The 19,174-nt window shown below is 41.5% G+C and carries 17 protein-coding genes; 10 read left to right on the top strand and 7 right to left on the bottom strand.

Annotated features, from left to right (window positions below):
* Positions 1-26: 26 nt before the first annotated feature.
* Positions 27-1,913, bottom strand: coding sequence for a PhoX family protein (locus tag VCASEI_RS12225; protein WP_089110605.1), 1,887 nt, complete (start codon positions 1,911-1,913; stop codon positions 27-29).
* A gap of 142 nt (positions 1,914-2,055) precedes the next feature.
* Positions 2,056-2,520 carry a transcriptional regulator AsnC gene (gene asnC / locus VCASEI_RS12220; protein ID WP_086960448.1) on the bottom strand — a complete coding sequence of 155 codons (465 nt, stop codon included), beginning with the start codon at positions 2,518-2,520 and terminating at the stop codon, positions 2,056-2,058.
* 316 nt (positions 2,521-2,836) lie between these two features.
* On the opposite strand from asnC, the gene VCASEI_RS12215 reads away from it, so the two are divergent.
* The 4 genes from VCASEI_RS12215 to VCASEI_RS12200 all read left to right on the top strand — a co-directional run bounded on the left by VCASEI_RS12215 (position 2,837) and on the right by VCASEI_RS12200 (position 7,481).
* Positions 2,837-5,164, top strand: a complete 2,328-nt coding sequence (locus VCASEI_RS12215) for a putative bifunctional diguanylate cyclase/phosphodiesterase (RefSeq protein ID WP_162621050.1) — start codon at positions 2,837-2,839, stop codon at positions 5,162-5,164.
* A gap of 46 nt (positions 5,165-5,210) precedes the next feature.
* On the top strand, positions 5,211-5,993 hold the full coding sequence (locus VCASEI_RS12210) for a class I SAM-dependent methyltransferase (RefSeq protein ID WP_086960446.1): 783 nt from the start codon (positions 5,211-5,213) through the stop codon (positions 5,991-5,993).
* A gap of 35 nt (positions 5,994-6,028) precedes the next feature.
* Complete coding sequence (locus tag VCASEI_RS12205; protein ID WP_226983330.1) at positions 6,029-6,538, top strand: ATP-dependent zinc protease family protein; 510 nt, start codon at positions 6,029-6,031, stop codon at positions 6,536-6,538.
* A gap of 232 nt (positions 6,539-6,770) precedes the next feature.
* A complete protein-coding gene (locus tag VCASEI_RS12200; protein ID WP_089110607.1) occupies positions 6,771-7,481 on the top strand; it encodes a hypothetical protein in 711 nt (236 codons plus the stop codon).
* A gap of 107 nt (positions 7,482-7,588) precedes the next feature.
* On the opposite strand, the gene VCASEI_RS12195 is transcribed toward VCASEI_RS12200, so the two are convergent.
* Positions 7,589-8,452 carry a carboxylate/amino acid/amine transporter gene (locus VCASEI_RS12195; RefSeq protein ID WP_089110608.1) on the bottom strand — a complete coding sequence of 288 codons (864 nt, stop codon included), beginning with the start codon at positions 8,450-8,452 and terminating at the stop codon, positions 7,589-7,591.
* 80 nt (positions 8,453-8,532) lie between these two features.
* Entirely contained in the window at positions 8,533-8,958 is a 426-nt protein-coding gene (locus VCASEI_RS12190; protein WP_089110609.1) for a universal stress protein, read from the bottom strand.
* Between the two features lie 238 nt (positions 8,959-9,196).
* Between VCASEI_RS12190 and ftnA the strand changes: the two genes are divergently transcribed.
* From ftnA to VCASEI_RS12165, 5 genes are all read left to right on the top strand, one after another.
* Entirely contained in the window at positions 9,197-9,727 is a 531-nt protein-coding gene (gene ftnA / locus VCASEI_RS12185; protein WP_089110610.1) for a non-heme ferritin, read from the top strand.
* A gap of 74 nt (positions 9,728-9,801) precedes the next feature.
* Complete coding sequence (gene uspB, locus VCASEI_RS12180) at positions 9,802-10,125, top strand: universal stress protein UspB (RefSeq protein WP_086960437.1); 324 nt, start codon at positions 9,802-9,804, stop codon at positions 10,123-10,125.
* A 158-nt stretch (positions 10,126-10,283) separates the two neighbouring features.
* Entirely contained in the window at positions 10,284-11,471 is a 1,188-nt protein-coding gene (locus VCASEI_RS12175; RefSeq protein WP_089110611.1) for a BaiN/RdsA family NAD(P)/FAD-dependent oxidoreductase, read from the top strand.
* Positions 11,472-11,628: 157 nt separating this feature from the next.
* A complete protein-coding gene (locus VCASEI_RS12170) occupies positions 11,629-12,102 on the top strand; it encodes a Dps family protein (protein ID WP_197709572.1) in 474 nt (157 codons plus the stop codon).
* 374 nt (positions 12,103-12,476) lie between these two features.
* Entirely contained in the window at positions 12,477-13,940 is a 1,464-nt protein-coding gene (locus tag VCASEI_RS12165) for an SLC13 family permease (RefSeq protein ID WP_086960434.1), read from the top strand.
* Positions 13,941-14,072: 132 nt separating this feature from the next.
* Here VCASEI_RS12165 and VCASEI_RS12160 read toward each other — a convergent pair whose 3' ends face one another.
* The 3 genes from VCASEI_RS12160 to VCASEI_RS12150 form a co-directional block, all read right to left on the bottom strand.
* Positions 14,073-15,824, bottom strand: coding sequence for a lysophospholipid acyltransferase family protein (locus tag VCASEI_RS12160; protein ID WP_086960433.1), 1,752 nt, complete (start codon positions 15,822-15,824; stop codon positions 14,073-14,075).
* 35 nt (positions 15,825-15,859) lie between these two features.
* The gene (locus VCASEI_RS12155) at positions 15,860-16,396 is read right to left on the bottom strand and encodes a hypothetical protein (RefSeq protein WP_086960432.1); all 537 of its coding nucleotides are present in this window, start codon (positions 16,394-16,396) and stop codon (positions 15,860-15,862) included.
* 101 nt (positions 16,397-16,497) lie between these two features.
* A complete protein-coding gene (locus VCASEI_RS12150; protein ID WP_086960431.1) occupies positions 16,498-16,806 on the bottom strand; it encodes a DUF4870 domain-containing protein in 309 nt (102 codons plus the stop codon).
* A gap of 163 nt (positions 16,807-16,969) precedes the next feature.
* On the opposite strand from VCASEI_RS12150, the gene uvrD reads away from it, so the two are divergent.
* Positions 16,970-19,141, top strand: a complete 2,172-nt coding sequence (uvrD, locus tag VCASEI_RS12145) for a DNA helicase II (RefSeq protein ID WP_089110612.1) — start codon at positions 16,970-16,972, stop codon at positions 19,139-19,141.
* The last annotated feature ends 33 nt before the right edge of the window (positions 19,142-19,174 follow it).

The raw sequence follows: 19,174 nt of genomic DNA, 5'->3' as shown, positions 1-19,174 counted from the left end.
GCCGGCACTCGAGAGACAAAAGGCGGTTATGCGCCTATTATGCCACCGTCTTCACGGGTAATTTTCATTACAGTAGAGCGTGGCACGCCATCCATCATCGAGAAACCATCACTTGGGTGTTGGATGCCAACAAACAAGGTACGGTTATCTGGGCTGAATGTTAATCCGGTAATTTCACAGCCATTTGGACCGGTTAAGAAACGTTTGATTTCACCACTATTGGGATCCCCGCACAACATTTGGTTATTGCCCATACCAGAAAAATCGCCCGTATTTGAATAGTCACCATCGGTTTGAATCCATAGACGACCTGCATTATCAAAACCAATACCATCAGGGCTGTTGAACATGTTGGTTTTATTTATATTGTCACTGCCGGAACGAAGATCATTCTCAGCGTATTGCTCAGGATTTCCAGCAAGGACATAAATATCCCAAGTAAACGAATCGGATGAATGTTTACCATTTTTAGGTTGCCAACGGATGATGTGACCATAAATATTATTTTCACGAGGATTCGCGTCGTTCACTTCTTGGCCTTCACGTACGCCACGGTATTTATTATTGGTAAGGGTGCAAAATACTTGTTCAGATTTGGGGTTAATGGCAACCCACTCCGGGCGATCCATGGTGGTTGCACCTACTTGTGTCGCGGCTTGGCGAGTAAAAATCAGCACATCAGCTTGGCTAGTAAAGCCATTTTGTGGCGTGAGACCATTTTTACCGAAGGTTAATTCTATCCATTCCCCTTTTCCTTGGAGTTCGCCACCTTGGGCGTTAAATTTAGCCACATACAAGGTACCTTCATCCAACAAGTCTCGGTTTTTTTCTGGTTTATGCTCATTGTATTTGCTTTTCGAGACAAACTTGTAAATGTGCTCGCCACGTTCATCGTCTCCTAAGTACACAACAACTCGGCCATTTTTATCAATGGTTAATGCTGCATTTTCATGTTTGAAACGACCTAAAGCGGTGCGCTTTTTTGGGGTCGACTGTGGGTTCATTGGGTCAATTTCAACGACCCAACCGTGACGATGGTTTTCATTGGGCTCTTTTTGTATATCAAAACGCTCATCAAATTGATGCCAGTTAAAACCACCATTACCTGATGAAATCCCGTAACGGGCATCTTCGATAGGCACATCGATGGGATTTTGACTACCAAAGAAACCGTTGAAATTTTCTTCACAAGTTAAGTAGGTTCCCCAGGGGGTTGAGCCGTTGGCGCAATTATTGAATGTGCCTAATACTTTGGTACCTGTTGGATCGGCGTTAGTTTTTAACTTGTCATCACCTGCCGCAGGTCCAGTTAATTGCATTTCTGTGTAGGCGGTAATACGGCGATTTAAACGACCATCAACATTGGTTTTCCAACCTTGCTGTCCTTTGGTGAGCTCGACAATAGACACGCCAACCGCGGCTTGTGAACGACGGACCTTTTCTGCGGTTAATGTTTTTCCGTGATCTTCAAATAGGGTTTCGTAATCGGTACTTTCATTGTTAACAGCTAGTACCGCACGGTTGTGGCTGAGCGGTAAAAATGTCATACCGTCATTGTTATCACCAAATTGATTTTCTTGATCCACAGCAGAATTGGTTTGAGAAAAGGCAGCTGCGTTTGGGTGAATGGCATCTCCCCATGTAATCAAAGGTTCGGCTTGGTAGCCTTTAGGCACTATGACCGTATCTTGTGTTGATATTGGGATGGCTTCAAAGCCGAGTAATGCTTGTGATTGCGGTGGGCGAGCCATGGCATTAGCGATAGGTGAGGCAGCAAAGAAAGCAACAGAGCTAGTGGCGGCGCTGGCTTGCAAAAATCGACGACGGCTTAATCCTTTTTCGACAATTTGTGAAAAATCGGAAGGTTGTGAAGGTAAGAGATTAGAGTGTTTATCTTGCTCAAAATGGCTCATGATTGATTCCTTAGTCGGTTTTAGATTTTTATAATCTCAAAAGACTAAGGGGGGAATGTGAAGAGAATATGAACCTAGACTGAAATAAATACGTTTTTAAAAGAATCACTTAGTTCCCATTCATCATGGATGTCAGATGACATCATGGGTTTACATTACGATTGATAGGATTTTGCAACGAAATTAAGGTTTCAGTGGATTGAACTTCATCTATGGCTTGTAACTTATCAATCAAGACGTACTGTAATTCTTCGATGTTTTTACACATTAGTTTCACGAAAATATTGTAAGCACCGGTTGTGTAATACGCTTCAACCACTTCGTCTAACGCATTGAGCTTAGCTATTGCAGAGTGGTAATCACGGGCGGCGTTCAAATTGATGCCAATAAAACAGCAGACATCGTAACCAAGCTTTTTTTCATTGATGATTACTTCGGTACCTTCAATCACATTAGCGGCTTTCATTTTTTCAATGCGAACATGAATCGTAGCTGGACTGACATCAAATTGCTTAGCCATTTCGGCGTAAGGAGTACGAGCGTCACGCATTAAAATTTTCAGAATCGCTTTGTCGAGATCATCTAGACGGCTTGTTGAAAGTTGCATCGTTATTTCCTGTTATATGAACGTTATAAATAGACGTTTTCTTCTGGTTAATGTCAATATAATGGCATGAAAAAAGAGAAAATTTGTAAAATAGTTGGTAAGGCTGACAACATGAGTCATTATTAATGAACGTCTGATTTTTAATACTGCCGATTGGGCGTTAATGTTGGGGTACACGATGTGCCTATTTCTTGTCACACAAACATAGTTAGTGCAAATGCATTCAATATTTCGTTATTTTATATTGGTTCTCTTTTTTAGTTACACATTAGCGTGCTCAGCAAGCCATGAAACTGAAAAAAGTAACGTGTTGGTTATGCATTCCTACCATAAAGGGTTTGCGTGGACAGATGAGCTACTGCAAGGCCTTGATGCGGCTTTGTCTGTAGAGACTGTTACGTTAAATCCTGCACCTAGAATATCTATTTCGAATAACCCCAAATCTTTGTGGATGGGACATGAAAATGAAATTTTGATGTTTGTCATTTATAGCGCTGTTTTTGGCACCATTATTATTCTTTTATTGAAGCATTTGAAGCGGGTGAGTTTAAGTGAAAAGCAATCTCGCCAAAGCCAATATTTACTTGAAACTATTTATGATGTTAGCCATCAGCATATGGCTATTCTGGACTCTGAAGGTCGAATATTATCCAGCAATCAAACGCTGCAAGAACTGGTTTATGATCCTTTATTTAATCGTGATGATCCCATTTGGGAATATTCCGGATGGGCTAAAACGGGCAAGATAAAAATGGAGCAGGGCTTCATTGAGGCTTGTCAAAAAGGCATCGTCCGTTTTGAAGGGGAGGTTAGCCACAGTAACATTGGGCCTGCGGTATTTGATATTACCTTGAAAAAACTGCCCGATTTCATTGGTGATGGCGAGCAGTACTTATTTGAAGCGAAAGATATGACGGCGCGAAAACTCACTGAACGTCGTTTAGTTGAAAGTGAGTCTAGCTTGCGTAATTACTATGAATTACAGCCCGTGATGATGGTGACATTGGACGAACATAATTGCATTCAAGCGGTGAATCAGTTTACTAGTCAATTGCTTGGATATGAGACAAAAGCAATGTTGGGGCATAAGCTAAAAGAGTTTTATTTTGAACCTAATGAGCTTAGTGCTCGTCAGGTATTATTGCAGCCAAAGCAAGGTCAAGCACTCGTGTGGCGTCGAGAAATCCGATATCTTACTCCAGACAATCGCATCGTATGGATCCGTGAAAATATTCGTCAAATAGTAGAGACCAAGCAGCTTTTAATCGTAGGTGAAGATATCTCTGAAACTCATCTTCTCGCGGAAAAACTCGATTACCAAGCACACTATGACACATTAACCAGTTTGTATAACCGCAATCATTTTGAACAAGAGCTGATCATTGCATTACAAGAAGTCAAAGGAAGCTTGCGTTCTCATATTATGTTTTATTTGGATCTGGACCAATTCAAACTGATTAATGATACCGTAGGGCATGAAGCTGGTGATGCCGCCATTGTGTATAGCGCCGAGCTTCTTAGCCAACTAATCCAGCAAGATCGAGGTATTTTAGCGAGGATAGGGGGAGATGAATTTGCGGTGTTATTACGAGATTGTGATGAGTCAGAAATTCATAATGTTTCACAGTGTATTTTAAAAGCCTTTAACAGCAGTGAATTTATTTGGAAGGGTATTCACCTTAATTTGAATTGCTCCATTGGTATACGGATGATTGATTACACGGCAAGCTCTCCTCAAATGGTGCATGCTCAAGCTGATACTGCCTGTAATTTGGCGAAGGAAGAAGGGCGAAATCGCGCGCATTTATACAGAGTCGATGATGAAAATGTCCGCAGACGTGAATTAGAAATGGAATGTGTCAATCAGGTTTACGATGCTCTTGCCAATGGGCGAGTCGATTTGTATGCACAACAGATTTTAGACATTAGTGATAAGCCGATACATAAAATGAACCTTGAAATTTTGGTGCGTTTACGTGATAAAAATAACCAATTGATGTCTCCGGGAATTTTTATGCCCGCGATTGAGCGTTATAATTTAGCACATTTAATAGACCGAGAAGTCTTCCAAAAAACCTTAAGTTGGTTTGAGAAAAATCCCAATGCGGTTGCAAACCTTGGACGGTGTTCGATTAATCTATCAGGCCAATCGATGGGGGATAAAGACTTCATTGATTTCTTAATGGACTTATTGCAAAAAACATCGGTGCCTCGGGATAAAATCTGTATTGAAATTACTGAAACTGCTGCCGTAGGGAATATGCGAGAAGCGACTCTGTTCTTTACCCGCTTAAAAGAACTTGGCTGTATGATCGCATTGGATGACTTTGGCTCCGGTTTGTCTTCTTTTGCTTATTTAAAAACATTGCCGCTGGATATTGTTAAAATCGATGGTTGCTTTGTCCGTGATATGCATGAAGATGAAATGGATTATATTCTCGTTAAATCGATCAATGATTTAGTGAAGAAAATGGGCAAAAAAACCGTAGCTGAATTTGTTGAAAATGAAGCCATTCTTGCGTGTTTGAAAGAATTGAAGATTGATTATGCACAAGGTTATTTAATCTGTGCGCCAACCCCTCTCGAGGCGTTGATTGAACGGTTGATGACAGCTCAGATTACTACCAATAACATACCATCATGATAATGGATGAAATATTTTATCCCTCTACTTTCCTCAGGAGTAATCTGTGCAGCTGAGTTTACGTTGCGATGATCCACAAAGAGAATCTGAACTCGCCAGCATTGCTGAGCGTTGGCATTTAACGCATCAAGAAGACAGTGTATTTGCTTTAATACTCACTGCAGAACGTTTGGAATTACGTAAAACCGATGAACCCAAACTTGGTGCTATTTATGTTGATTTAGCGGGGGGGGCCGTCGCTCATCGTCGCAAATTTGGTGGTGGTAAAGGCCAAGCGATAGCCAAAGCGGCCGGGCTTAATAAAGGCGCGACGCCTACTATTTTAGATGGCACGGCGGGACTAGGGCGCGACGCTTTTGTTTTGGCTTCATTAGGCTGTAAAGTGCAAATGGTTGAGCGAAATCCGGTGGTTGCAGCACTATTGGATGATGGTCTATCACGCGCGAAACAAGATAGTGAAATTGGTGGGTGGGTAACTGAGCGCATGAGTTTATTGCATGCCTCAAGCCATGATGCTTTGACGCAATTAACACAGCAAGCTGACTTTGAGCGACCGGATGTGGTTTACCTTGACCCTATGTATCCACACCCTGAAAACAAAAAAAAATCAGCATTGGTGAAAAAAGAAATGCGAGTGTTTCAGTCTTTAGTTGGCGCGGATAATGATGCCGATGGCTTATTAGCCCCGGCCTTATCTTTAGCGACGAAACGAGTTGTCGTAAAGCGCCCAGACTATGCTCCATGGCTTGATGACAACAAACCGAGTATGGCGATAGAAACGAAAAAAAATCGCTTTGATGTGTATGTGAAAGCGGCCATGTTGGATTGATTTTTGTAGTTCATTTCCAATCTAAGGAATTCATAATGAAAAAAATGATTGTGTTATTGTCTTCGCTATTACTATCGATGAACGTTTTTGCTGCGGGCAACTCAAACGCTGAAATGAGGTGCGCATCGCTGGAAAATAAAATCATTGTTGGTCAAAAAGAGTGGGTAACAGTGATGAATACCGAACAAAGAACAATTGCTAAGGTTGATACTGGCGCCACCACATCTTCTATTAATGCGCTGGATATTAAAGATTTTGAAGAAGACGGCAAAGATATGGTGTCATTTAAACTAAAATCGAAAGATAAAATCAGTAATGCGATCACACTACCGGTTAAACGCTGGGTGAAAATAAAACAATCATCCACCACTAAACTATCTCGGAGACCGATTGTGGATCTCGATATTAAGCTAGGTGATAAGACCTACAAAACACCATTTAACCTTGTTGATCGTGATCACATGACTAGTGATATTTTGCTTGGTCGCTCATTTCTGAATCCGATTGCTTTAGTCGATGTCGAACAGAAATACATCTATAAGTAATGTCTACCGTCACGATGTCAATACCCAATACTCAATTAGGATTTAGGATTTAGGATTTAGGATTCAGGGTTCAGTTTAAGTAACAAAGGCTTATGGTGCTCGCATGAGTTTTTGTTGTAAATGCGAGTTATTTTCACTTGCATCTAGGCGGGTTAGCCTCTATAAATGAAACAAGAATCGTTATTATTAACAATGATAATAATGTGTCATTTCACTTATTAGGTGTGCAGTTATGGCCAAGTCTTTATGCAAGGTATCGCGTCACGACATTAAAGCAGGAAAGATCCATCAATTGGTATCGAACCCTGAATTTGTATGTGGGTCGTGTGCTCGTGTTTCTAGCCAGAAAAGCACTTTGTGTAAGCCTACCGCTTTAGCATTTAGCCCATCGAAAAAAGTTGTTAAGCAGTCTAAAAAAACGAACAAACTGTCTCAAGCGCAAGTGAAACCTGCTGCCTCGAATATCGCGAGTATTATTGCTAAAGCGAAAATACTTAAATTAGAAAGAGAGGCTAGCCAGGTGGTTATTTCTTCGGGTTCTAATGGGGTTAATATTGTTGAACCCAAGCTTTCTGACATTCAAAACGTTGCTGATGTGCAGAATATTTCTCATGTTAAAGCATCGAACACCTTGGACATTGACACCTCTCGCTCATCACTTAAGTCACTTTTGAATAAAAAACAATTAAAGCAGATTAAGAACAGTTTGCAGGCTCAGAAAAAGCAGCAAAAGCGGATTAGTAAGTTACTTCAAAAACAGCGTAAATTGGCGAAAAAACATAATAAAGTGTTGAAAAAAGAAGTAAAGCTAAGCAAACAAGAAGCGAAACTTCATAAAAAAGAAGAAAGAATTGAACAAAAAATCACGGCTATACAAATGCCAATGATTGCCATGATTGATGGCAATAAAAATCGGAAGTCGCTAGGCAAAGCGCTGCATTAATTATTGCTGTACTAACTATTGCTGTATTGATGTTATTTGCAGCGATGAATAGCTTCTTCTTATGGTTTTAATTTATCCATCGTTCGCTTTGTTTTACTTGGTAACGGTTATTGAGCGGCTTTCTTCTTCACCCACGTTTCATTCACCCACAAAGACAGCATGATGACGGCGCCGCCAAGCAGCAAACGAGTTAAATCCACCTCTCGGTTCCAAATCAAAATATTCACTACTAAGCCTGCGGGGACTAATGCATTATTCATGACGGCTAACGCACCAGCATTGGCCATACAAGCCCCTTTATTCCACATGAAATAGCCAAGCCCAGACGCAATGAGCCCTAAGTAAACCAAAATGCTCCATTGCAGCCCAGTGGTGGGGAGTTTGTCGATATTTCCTAACAGACTAAAGGCAATGGTCGCGATCACTAACGCCCCTAAATAGAAGTAACCAAAAACCGTATGCTGGGGTAATTCAATCTTTTCTTTTTCCATTAAATATTTATAGCCAACCTGCCCAATCGCAAAGCAAAGGTTGGCACCTTGTACCACTAAAAAGCCCGTTAAGAAGTGGTCATTCACGCCAGAAAACTTAATGATTGCTGCCCCAATGACCGCAATGAGTGCGGTTACCAAGTACCAAGGCGAAAATCGGCCTTTGAAAAAATCGTAGATTAAGGTGACATAAATGGGTGTGAAGACGGTAAAGAGGAGCACTTCAGGAACAGAAAGCAATAAAAAGGATTGGTAATAAAAACAATACATCAAGCCAAGTTGAATGCCGCCAATGGCCATTAATTTAATAATGAACGTTTTCGGGATGCCCTTAACCTTAATAAAAGGCAGGAAGACGAGACTGGCAAGCGCGATACGGATCCAGACAGAAAACCACGCATCCACTTGACCAGCAAGGTAAACGCCGATCAAGCTAAATGAAAACGCCCACAAAAGCGTGACCGCAGAAAGATAAAACATAACTCACCAATTTAAATTGTAAACCCAAAAATATTTTTGAGTTTACATTAATTCAAATTGAAAACACATCAATCTTCCCATCAATCCGCTAGAGGGACAATCAACATATCGACCGCGGCTTCATTAATGAGCTGGCGTGATGTGGATAATAATTTACTCCAGAAATCTTTGTGATGACCGCAAATGACAAGGTCAATGTTGAGGTTATCAATGGCATGACCAATCTCGTTGCATAAGTCACCACTGGATACGATGGTCTCGGTAATTGGGAAATTAAGGCTTTCGACTAAGGTTTTGATTTTTTTTTGCGCAGATTCCAGCATAGCATTTTGAGTTTCTGCAAAATTAATTTCCATGAAACCTGTGTACATGTCGGTGAAGTTTACATCGATATGAATCAAGGATAATTTCGCGTCACAAGCGCTCGCCAGTGCTGCAGCTTTGTTGACCAGAATGACGCTGTCTTCCGATAAGTCGACTGCGACTAAAATATGTTTGTAAGTCATAATACGCTCTCCAATGGGATCTGTTTGAGACTATTCAATGTAATTCGAGACTATCATTACCATAGCTGAAAAAGTGTTGTCGATCTCTCAATATCTTAGGCTTTTCTTGAATGAGAGTAAGTATTTACCGTTCATTATTGCAATAAATTTAAGCAAACCTAGCCAATCAGATGTACGAGCATGCTATAGTTTATCCATATTAATAAATTGTATTATTTTAAAGCTAAAGGAGCCCCATATGCTTTCCAAACCAATGATTGAGCAATTGAATGAGCAAATAAATCTAGAATTTTTCTCATCCAATCTATACTTACAAATGAGTGCTTGGTGTGAAGACAAAGGCTTTGAAGGTGCCGCTGAGTTTTTACGCAAACATGCCACAGAAGAAATGGAACACATGCAACGTCTTTTTACTTATGTGAGTGAGACTGGCGGGCTGCCGATTTTAGGAGCTATTGATGCGCCTAAACATGAATTCGATAGCTTAGGTGAGGTATTCCGTGAAACCTATGAGCATGAGCAAATGATAACGCAATGCATCAATAAGTTGGCACATTTAGCGTTTACATGCCAAGACTACTCGACCTTTAATTTCTTGCAGTGGTATGTGGCAGAGCAGCACGAAGAAGAGAAGTTGTTTAAAGGGATTTTAGACAAGCTAGAATTGGTTGGTGAAGATGGCAAGGCGCTATTTTTTATCGATAAAGATCTAGCTGACTTAGCAAAACAAGGTACATCTTCAGTGATGGCAGGTTCGATTTCGGTATAAACCGAGAGCGATAGAAAGCATCCGTTTGTGATTGTCTTTTTCCTGCTGCACTTAACGGTGTTTTGGAGGAAAAGATGATCAGTGCCGAGACTTTATTAACCGCGCTCACTTTGGTGACTGCTATCAATCTAGTGCGTTATTTTACCGCACTTCGATCGCTTATCTTTATTATGCGAGAAGCTCATCCTTTGTTGTACCAACAAGTCGATGGACGCGGTTTTTTCAGTACGCATGGTAATATGACTAAACAGGTTCGCCTTTACCATTATTTGAAAGACAAAGAATATCTCCATCACCATGAAGATGTCTTCATTAATAAATGCAGTAAAGTGCGCGAGCTGTTTGTATTAAGTGCAGGCTTAACGTTTGTCACCTTGTTGCTGACCTTTATGGTGTAAATATTGGTCGGTTTTATCAGCCAGTAGGTTTCATGCCATGCCGTCTGGATAGGTATGTATGCGCTTAAAATAGTGACATTTAAAGGATGTGCGTTAAACTCGCACGTCCTTTTTTGTTTTATCAAAGACGTTATTTGCGTTGAAAATGTAGAGTAGTTATGAGTAGTCATTTTGATGTCGTGATCATCGGTGCTGGTGCCGCTGGATTAATGTGCGCTGCAGAAGCGGGTAAACGTGGTCGTAAAACATTAATCATTGAGCACGCTAAGAAACCAGGACGTAAAATTCTCATTTCAGGCGGTGGTCGTTGTAATTTTACCAATTACGATGTCAGTGCTAATAACTACCTATGCCAAAATCCTCATTTTGTGAAATCGGCTTTATCTCAATACACCAATTGGGATTTCATCAGTTTGGTGTCGAAATACGGGATTGAGTTTGAAGAGCGCGAACATGGTCAGCTATTTTGTGTCGACTCAGCAAAGCTCATTGTTGAAATGCTGCTGAAGGAATGTGATTTCCCATGTGTCTCTCAACGTTATCGTTGTGAGGTACAAGACATTGAAAAAACCGATACTGGTTTTCGTTTTAAAGCCAATGCAGATGTGATCACGTGCGAGTCGTTAGTCATCGCAACCGGTGGTTTGTCGATGCCAAAACTCGGCGCGACGCCATTTGGTTATAAAGTGGCTGAGCAGTTTGGTTTACCCGTGATCAGTACGACGGCGGGATTAGTGCCTTTTACGTTGCATAAAGAAGATAAAGAAGACTTTGCAGAATTGTCTGGTATTGCGATCCCAGCTGAAATTACCGCTAAAGATGGCACTACTTTTAAAGAAGCGTTGCTGTTTACCCATCGTGGTTTATCTGGGCCTTCCGTGTTACAAATTTCTTCTTTTTGGAAAGCCGGTCAAACAGTTACAGTAAACCTTATTCCAGAAGCCGACGTTTTAGAGTTATTGACTCAATCTCGTGAAAAACATCCCAATCAAAGTTTAAAAAACACTTTAGCGAAAGTGCTGCCTAAACGCTTAGTTGAAGTGTTGATTGAACGCAAAATGCTAGAAGACAAACCCTTAAAACAATTTAATCAAAACCAACTTCAAGCGATTGATCATCTATTGCAAAATTGGCAAGTACTACCGAATGGCACTGAGGGTTATCGTACTGCGGAAGTGACATTAGGTGGGGTTGATACTGATCATCTATCGTCTAAAACCATGCAATGTAAAAATATAGAAGGTTTGTATTTTGTCGGTGAAGTGATGGACGTCAGTGGCTGGCTTGGAGGTTATAACTTCCAGTGGGCTTGGGCGTCTGGTTTTGTAGCAGGCCAGTGGGTGTAAATGTTTGGAACAATAGCGAAGTCATAAAAATTAAGTCTTTTTAATTGATATTGTCTATTAAAGTAATAGTTTTAATCCGTTTTAAATTTCTTTTGATCACCTTTACTCTATTCCCATAGAAAAATAAATGTTAATCACTTATTTAGTGGAGGAGTCTATGATGAAAAAGAATATGATTGGTTTGAATGAAAAACAAGCACGAGTATTAGCTGATGATCTCAACCATTTATTAGCCGATTATCAAATTCTGTATACCAATGTTCGTGGTTATCATTGGAATATTAAAGGGCGAGATTTTTTCGAGTTACATGCTAAATTTGAAGAAATTTATAATGACCTTGTCCTAAAGGTAGATGAAATTGCCGAGCGTATCCTAACGTTAGGCGCGACGCCTGTGCATGGTTTTTCTCGTTATTTATCGATGTCGGATCTTGAAGAAACGTTACATATTTCTAACGGGACGGAAGCGATTGGGCACATTTTATCGGCTTATCAAGTTCTGCTGAATAAGCAACGTCAAATCTTGAAATCAGCGAGTGAGCTTGATGATGAAGGTACGGTTTCTTTAATGAGCGATTATATTAGCCAGCAAGAAAAAGAAACTTGGATGCTGAATGCATACTTGCAATAATTCAGTCTATATCGTGCATATTCGTTATTATTGAGGCGACTGTTACTGCGTTAAGCCAATGAGGCGAATGTGAGCGAAATAGAGTTCCATTGTGTACGATTTAAGAGCCTGATTCTGGCCTTCCCGAGTCAGGCTTTTTTGTGCCTAATTGATTTTAGATTGTTTTATTTACTTTGCATGCGTTGTTTTGTTTGTCTAGCGAGCAGGTGCGAAAGTGAATGGCTTTAATGTTGCACTATAAATAAGGTTATTTGGATCACGTATTGTAAACAATAAGTTGCGCATTGATCACGAACTGACAACTTATTGATTTATATTTAGTGATAAGCGTATTAAAAATAGAGACATAATTTGCAGTATAGGTATTTTGTGCTATGTCGATGCTAGAGAAAGAGTCTGTTATTCCCAGTGGTTCTCGTTATATAGGGCTACTTCTTGGGCCTTTGGTTTTAATATTAACATTAATCATTTCACCGCCATTTGAAGGTTTGTCTGAACCTGCTTGGCGAATGATTGGTTTAGCCACGTTTATGGCCATTTGGTGGGTCACAGAAGCAGCGCCGATTCCTGTCACTTCATTTCTTCCGATTGTACTGTCTCCTTTATTGGGAACCGCAGACATCAAGACAGCAACGGCAGCTTATGCTAACCCACTGATTTTTCTTTTCCTAGGCGGATTTTTATTGTCAATTGCGATGGAAAAATGGAATTTGCATAAACGTGTGGCATTGATTGCCATGTTGACGGTTGGCAATAAGCCTGCCCATCAAGTTGGTGGATTGATGCTTGTGACGGCTTTTCTTTCTATGTGGATGAGTAATACTGCCACTGCTGTGATGATGCTGCCGATTGGGTTATCGATTATTGGTATCGTGTGTGGTGAAAAACGGGATAAAAACCCACAGTTTGCCAGCGCATTATTATTGGGTATTGCTTATGCCGCAAGTATTGGTGGCTTAGCGACATTGATTGGCACGCCGCCTAATGCGTTGCTGGCGGCTTATCTTTCTAGCGCTTACCAAATGGAGCTTGGATTTGGTCAATGGATGCTAGTGGGTCTGCCTTTAAGCATTATTATGCTTACCTTAACGTGGTTTTGGTTGACTAAAGTGGCGTATAAATTACCAAATACTCAAGAAGGGGATGCAAGACGGTTATTAAAAGATCAACTTCATGCTCTTGGTAAACTGAGTAAAGGTGAAAAATGGGTTGCGATTGTTTTTATTGGCGCGGCGGTGAGTTGGGTGATTCGCCCTCTATTGGTTCAGTGGACAGGTTTACCGATTAACGACACGGGTATTGCCATGTTCGCGGCATTATTGCTTTTCATTATTCCTGTGAACTTAAAGAAACAAGAATTTGTGCTGGATTGGGAAAGCACAAAAGGTTTGCCATGGGGCGTTCTATTGTTATTTGGAGGTGGTTTAAGTTTAGCGGCGCAAATTAAATCTTCTGGTTTGGCGGATTTTATTGGTCAAAGTTTAGGGGAAACTGCAGGAATGCCTATTATTGTGGTGATCTTGATTGTGACGGCAGCCATCATCTTCTTAACTGAAGTCACGAGCAATACGGCGACGGCGGCTGGTTTCTTGCCTTTATTGGGGCCAATTGCGGTGGCAATGGGGGCGCACCCAGCCATGCTTGCTATTCCGGCAGCGTTGGCGGCAAGTTGTGCCTTTATGATGCCAGTGGCAACACCACCAAACAGCATCGTTTTTGCTTCTGGTCAGCTTCGTATTAAAGAAATGGTACGAGCCGGTTTTGCGCTTAATATCATAGGAATTTTTATTATTACCGGATTGAGCTATACCTTAGCGGCGTGGGTGTTTGGATTGTAGAGCCGCATACCATATCGCGGACGCTTCACTTCTCAAAAGAAGCACGGTTGTGAAGCGTCCTTATTTGTTGCAGTATACCCTTCGTACTTGAAGTTACGGTTTTGTTGGCAGCGTTCTACCGTATTACGATGGTTAATTTCGCTCGATACTTTTATGTTTTTTCAAATAGTCGGTGCTTTCCTCTTTTCCCATATATTTTGCTAAAGTTCTCGCTGGGACTTTACGCAAATCCACCACAATTAAGCCATCGAGAGCATCATTAAAGTCTTTATCGACATTAAAACTGATGAGCTTTCCATTGAGATTCAGGTATTGCTTTAACAATACTGGGATGCTTTTTTGACCTAACCGAGTTAATACTTTAGATAATAACTGAATGTCAGCCAGTGATGAGAGCATGTCTGCTCGCCAGAAGTTCTTTTGGCTTTTTTTGAGGGGGTTGGTGGCTTTCACTAAGTTGGCGCTGTCTCTATCAAAATGGTGCATTTCCAGTGTCGACACCATTAATTCTCGAGCCGTTGGGCTGTATTCACTGCTAATGCTTACCGGGCCAAACAAATGGGTGTAATGTGGGTTGCGGTAAGCATATGTGGCTATTCCCTTCCAAAGCAAAAGCAGTGCGGTGAGGCTACGTTGATAAGGAAGATCGATCACTGAGCGGCCCATTTCAATAGCATGGCCGAATTGTTCAATAAGCTTTTTGTCATAGCGAAATAGGGTGCGAGAATAGAGTCCTTTGACGCCTTTCTTAGACATGATCTGATCACTTAACCCCAGTCGATAAGCGCCGACCAAGCGCTGAGCGTCATTATCCCATATGAATAAGTGTTGATAATAGTCATCAAATTCATCCACATCACAGGCTTTGCCGGTGCCTTCATTCACTAAGCGAAAATTGGCCTCTCGGATCCTACCAATTTCTTGCAGCAGCATTGGAATGCGTTCCGCTTGGGTGCAATACACATCAAAGTTTTTAAAGTTGAGTAGGTGAGCCTCGGTCGGTAATGAGGTGATTTCATCGTTCAGGATATTTTGCTGAACCGGCGCCATCATCGGAGTTTGATTGATTAAGGTTTGAGGTTGGTGCTCGGCGTGTGGCGCGAGTAAATACGTGTTTAAACGCAAGTAATCGACAATTTGTTGTTCGCTATTGAGCGACTCTAGCTCTTTGTATTCAATGACATCACCAATGGCTATATCGATGATCTGCTTGCCTTTATTGAGCATTTCACGCCCCAGCATTGCGGTGCGTAAATAGGGGTGCACCATGCCTGCCCAGTAAAAAGGTTTACTGTTACGACCATGAATGTGCATAGCGAGTGCATTGGCATGACTACGCTTAATCAGTTTGGCGACGGAGCGGCTCCATGGTTTATCATTGAGCTGGCCTTGTTTGTCAAATGTTGAGACTTCTCCCGCGGGAAAAACCAGTAACACCCCCCCATTTTGCAAATGCTGTAGCCCTTGGCGTAATGCTTTCATGTTCGCGCTAACGGCACTTTTTCCCTCAAAGACATCAACACTAATGAACAGAGGAGCAAGCTCTGGAAGCCTTTTGAGAAATTGATTGGCGAGTACTTTTACATCCTGACGAACTTGTAGGAGCATTTCTGCCAAAATCACCCCTTCTACTGCGCCTAGAGGATGATTGGCGACGATGATGAGAGGGCCAGCTGCTGGAATGCCACTGAGATGACCGGATGACAAATTATAGTGAATATTGAGTGTTTCTAATGTACGGCGTAAAAAGGCTTTGCTGTTTAAATGCTTGGGTAGTTGTTGATAGTAATTATCCAATGTATGAAGTCCAGTCACTCTTTCCGCCGCTCGTTCAAGTAGGCGAAAAGGGGTAACTTTAGGTAAACGAAAAGGACTGGTTTCCATATCAAGATTCTCCTAGGGTATCTATATTTTGAACCTTATCGATTCAATACTTTTCTTAATGTACTCTGCGGATCTTTCAATTGTCTTACAATCAACACGAATGCACTTATCCAAACAATACAAGCCATAATAAAGAGGGTGCCATGATCAAATTCTATCGGGATGTAGAGTTGGTCACCAATGGTGATGTTGTATTTTACTTCTGTTGTGCTGGCAGCAAGCGCTTGAATGGCCTCATCGCTGCCAGCTAATAATGAGCCGCCATAGGTTGGCATGGCGATACCTAATGGCGTGAAAAGATGAAATACAATGGCGCCAGAAATCACTCCTAGTGAGAGTAATGCACCAAATCCATGCCAACGTGTAAACAATAAAATACTGGCAATCAGCTCAACAATACCCACTAAATAACCACCATATTGACCAAACCAAGAAAGGCCAGCCCACTTACCCAAGGTAGTAAATATATAAACGGTCTCAGGTGCTTCCGCGAATTTAAAAAACATCGACTGAATAAAAATAAAAGCGATCACTACAGATAACGCATTTTTCAGAGTAAAGTAAGGTTTCATAGGCTTTCCTTGCCGTCACTTAGACGTTTTATTTTAGAATTTCAGGCCATTGGGTATCGGCACTTTTGATAAAAGCGTCTTTATTAGGCAACCATTTTTCATCATCGAATGATCCTAAATGAAAAAGGAACCGAATAAGGTTTACCTTGCAGGGATGCCACAATACCTAAACTACAGAAAATTAGATGCACCAAACCCAATAGAGTGAACAATATTCTTATTTCCAAAAAAGACACTATCAAGACGGCGATAAAAAGCGTTATTCCCCAGTTCAAGGATTCTTTCGCTTGGGTGTGGACATAAGGATCATGGCGACGTAATAAGAAAAATAATAAGCCAGATAAAATGCTAAAAAATAAACTTAATCCCCACATGATCATCGCAACAACCTGTGAATTGCCTCTATTCATAGACCTTCCTTCTTGATACGCCTTTTACTAGTGTAGTTGATAATGATTAAGTTCAAATGTTGTTGGTCTTTAAGCGTACGAAGTGTTTGTTAGCATTAGGGCTTATGGTTAAAGAGGGCTTCATGTATACTGGCTGCTATGTATAAATAACCAGTAGATGACGATGGATCCTTCTTTATTACTTGATGGTCTGAACGACAGACAACGTGAAGCAGTGGCAGCCCCACTGGAAAACTTACTTGTGCTTGCCGGTGCTGGCAGCGGTAAAACCCGCGTCTTGGTTCATCGTATTGCGTGGTTATTATCGGTAGAACAAGCGTCACCGTTCTCTATTATGTCGGTCACGTTTACCAATAAAGCGGCAGCGGAAATGCGTGGCCGTATAGAAGAGCTGATGATGGGGACGTCATCGGGCATGTGGAATGGTACGTTCCATGGTATTTGCCATCGTATTTTACGGGCGCATTACATGGATGCAAAACTGCCCGAAGATTTCCAAATTTTAGACTCAGAAGACCAATTACGTTTATTGCGCCGATTGATTAAAGCGCAAAATTTGGATGAAAAACAATGGCCAGCTAAACAAGCGAGCTGGTGGATCAATGGTAAAAAAGATGAAGGATTACGTCCGAGCCACATTGATACCTACCACGATCCGGTGGCTAAAACGTATTTGCAGATTTACCAAGCGTATCAAGAGGCATGTGACCGTGCTGGCTTGGTCGATTTTGCTGAAATTCTCTTACGTTGTCATGAGTTGCTGCGCGATAAAGTGCATGTTCGTGAGCATTACCAAGCGCGTTTTAAGCACATTTTGGTCGACGAATTTCAAGACACCAACAATATTCAATATGCGTGGTTACGCATGATGGCGGGCCCGGATGCGCACGTTATGATTGTGGGTGATGATGACCAGTCTATTTACGGCTGGCGTGGCGCACAAATTGAAAATATTCAAAAATTCCTACGTGAGTTTGTTGGGGCGCGCACTATTCGTTTAGAGCAAAATTATCGCTCAACTAAGAATATTTTGAATGCGGCCAATGAGTTGATCAGTAATAACACAGAACGCATGGGTAAAGATTTATGGACCGATGGCAGTGAAGGCGAAAAGATTTCATTGTATTCAGCCTATAACGATTTGGATGAAGCGCGTTTCTCGGTAAATAAAATCAAAGAATGGCATGAGAAAGGCACACCACTTGCCAATTGCGCCATGCTATATCGTAATAATGCTCAATCGCGAGTATTGGAAGAGGCCTTGATTCAAGCTCGTTTGCCTTATCGTATTTATGGCGGTCAACGTTTCTTCGAGCGTCAAGAAATTAAAGATGCATTAAGCTATTTACGGTTAATGAATAATCGTAATGATGATGCGGCATTTGAGCGTGTGGTCAATACGCCCACGCGTGGTTTGGGGGATAAAACCCTTGAAACGATTCGTATGACCGCTCGCGATCGTGGGGCGACATTATGGCAAGCGGGCGTTCAATTATTAGATGAAAAAGTTTTGTCTGGTCGTGCGGCTACGGCTTTTAATCGTTTTGTGGATCTGGTGAATGCGCTTGAAGATGATACCTATGATTTGGCGTTGCATGAGCAATTTGACCATGCAATTAAACATTCGGGTTTATTCGCCATGTATGAGATGGAAAAAGGTGAAAAATCCAAAGCTCGTATTGAGAACTTGGAAGAATTAGTCACCGCTGCCCGTCAATTTGAAAAGCCGGAAGAAGCCGATGACATGAGTATGCTGTCGGCATTCTTATCTCATGCGGCGCTTGAAGCGGGTGAAGGCCAGGCTGATGAGTTCACCGATGCCGTTCAATTGATGACGCTGCACAGCGCTAAAGGATTAGAGTTTCCATTGGTGTTTATGGTTGGCGTAGAGGAGGGGATGTTCCCCAATCAAATGTCGGCGGAAGATGCGGTACGTTTAGAAGAAGAACGCCGTCTTTGTTATGTCGGCATGACACGTGCCATGGAAAAACTGTACATCACTTATGCTGAAATGCGTCGTGTATATGGGCAAGATAAGTTTCATAAGCCTTCTCGTTTCATTCGTGAGATTCCAGAAAGCTGTGTAGATGAAGTTAGAATGAAAGCACAAGTCAGCCGCCCGGCGACATCAGGTCGTTTTGGTTCCAGTGCAATCAAAGAAACCTTCAATAGTACGGGGTATTCTCTAGGTCAGCGGGTGAAACATCCTAAGTTTGGTGAAGGAACGATCATTAACTTTGAAGGCAGTGGTCAACAAAGCCGTGTGCAAGTGGCCTTTAATGGTGAAGGTATTAAGTGGCTTGTGACGGAATTTGCTAAATTAGAACAATTGTAAATATTCAGCACATATATTCCTTGAAGGTGACCT

The organism is Vibrio casei (genome assembly GCF_002218025.2).
Classification (GTDB): domain Bacteria; phylum Pseudomonadota; class Gammaproteobacteria; order Enterobacterales; family Vibrionaceae; genus Vibrio; species Vibrio casei.
This window is presented reverse-complemented; position numbering and strand designations above follow the sequence as displayed.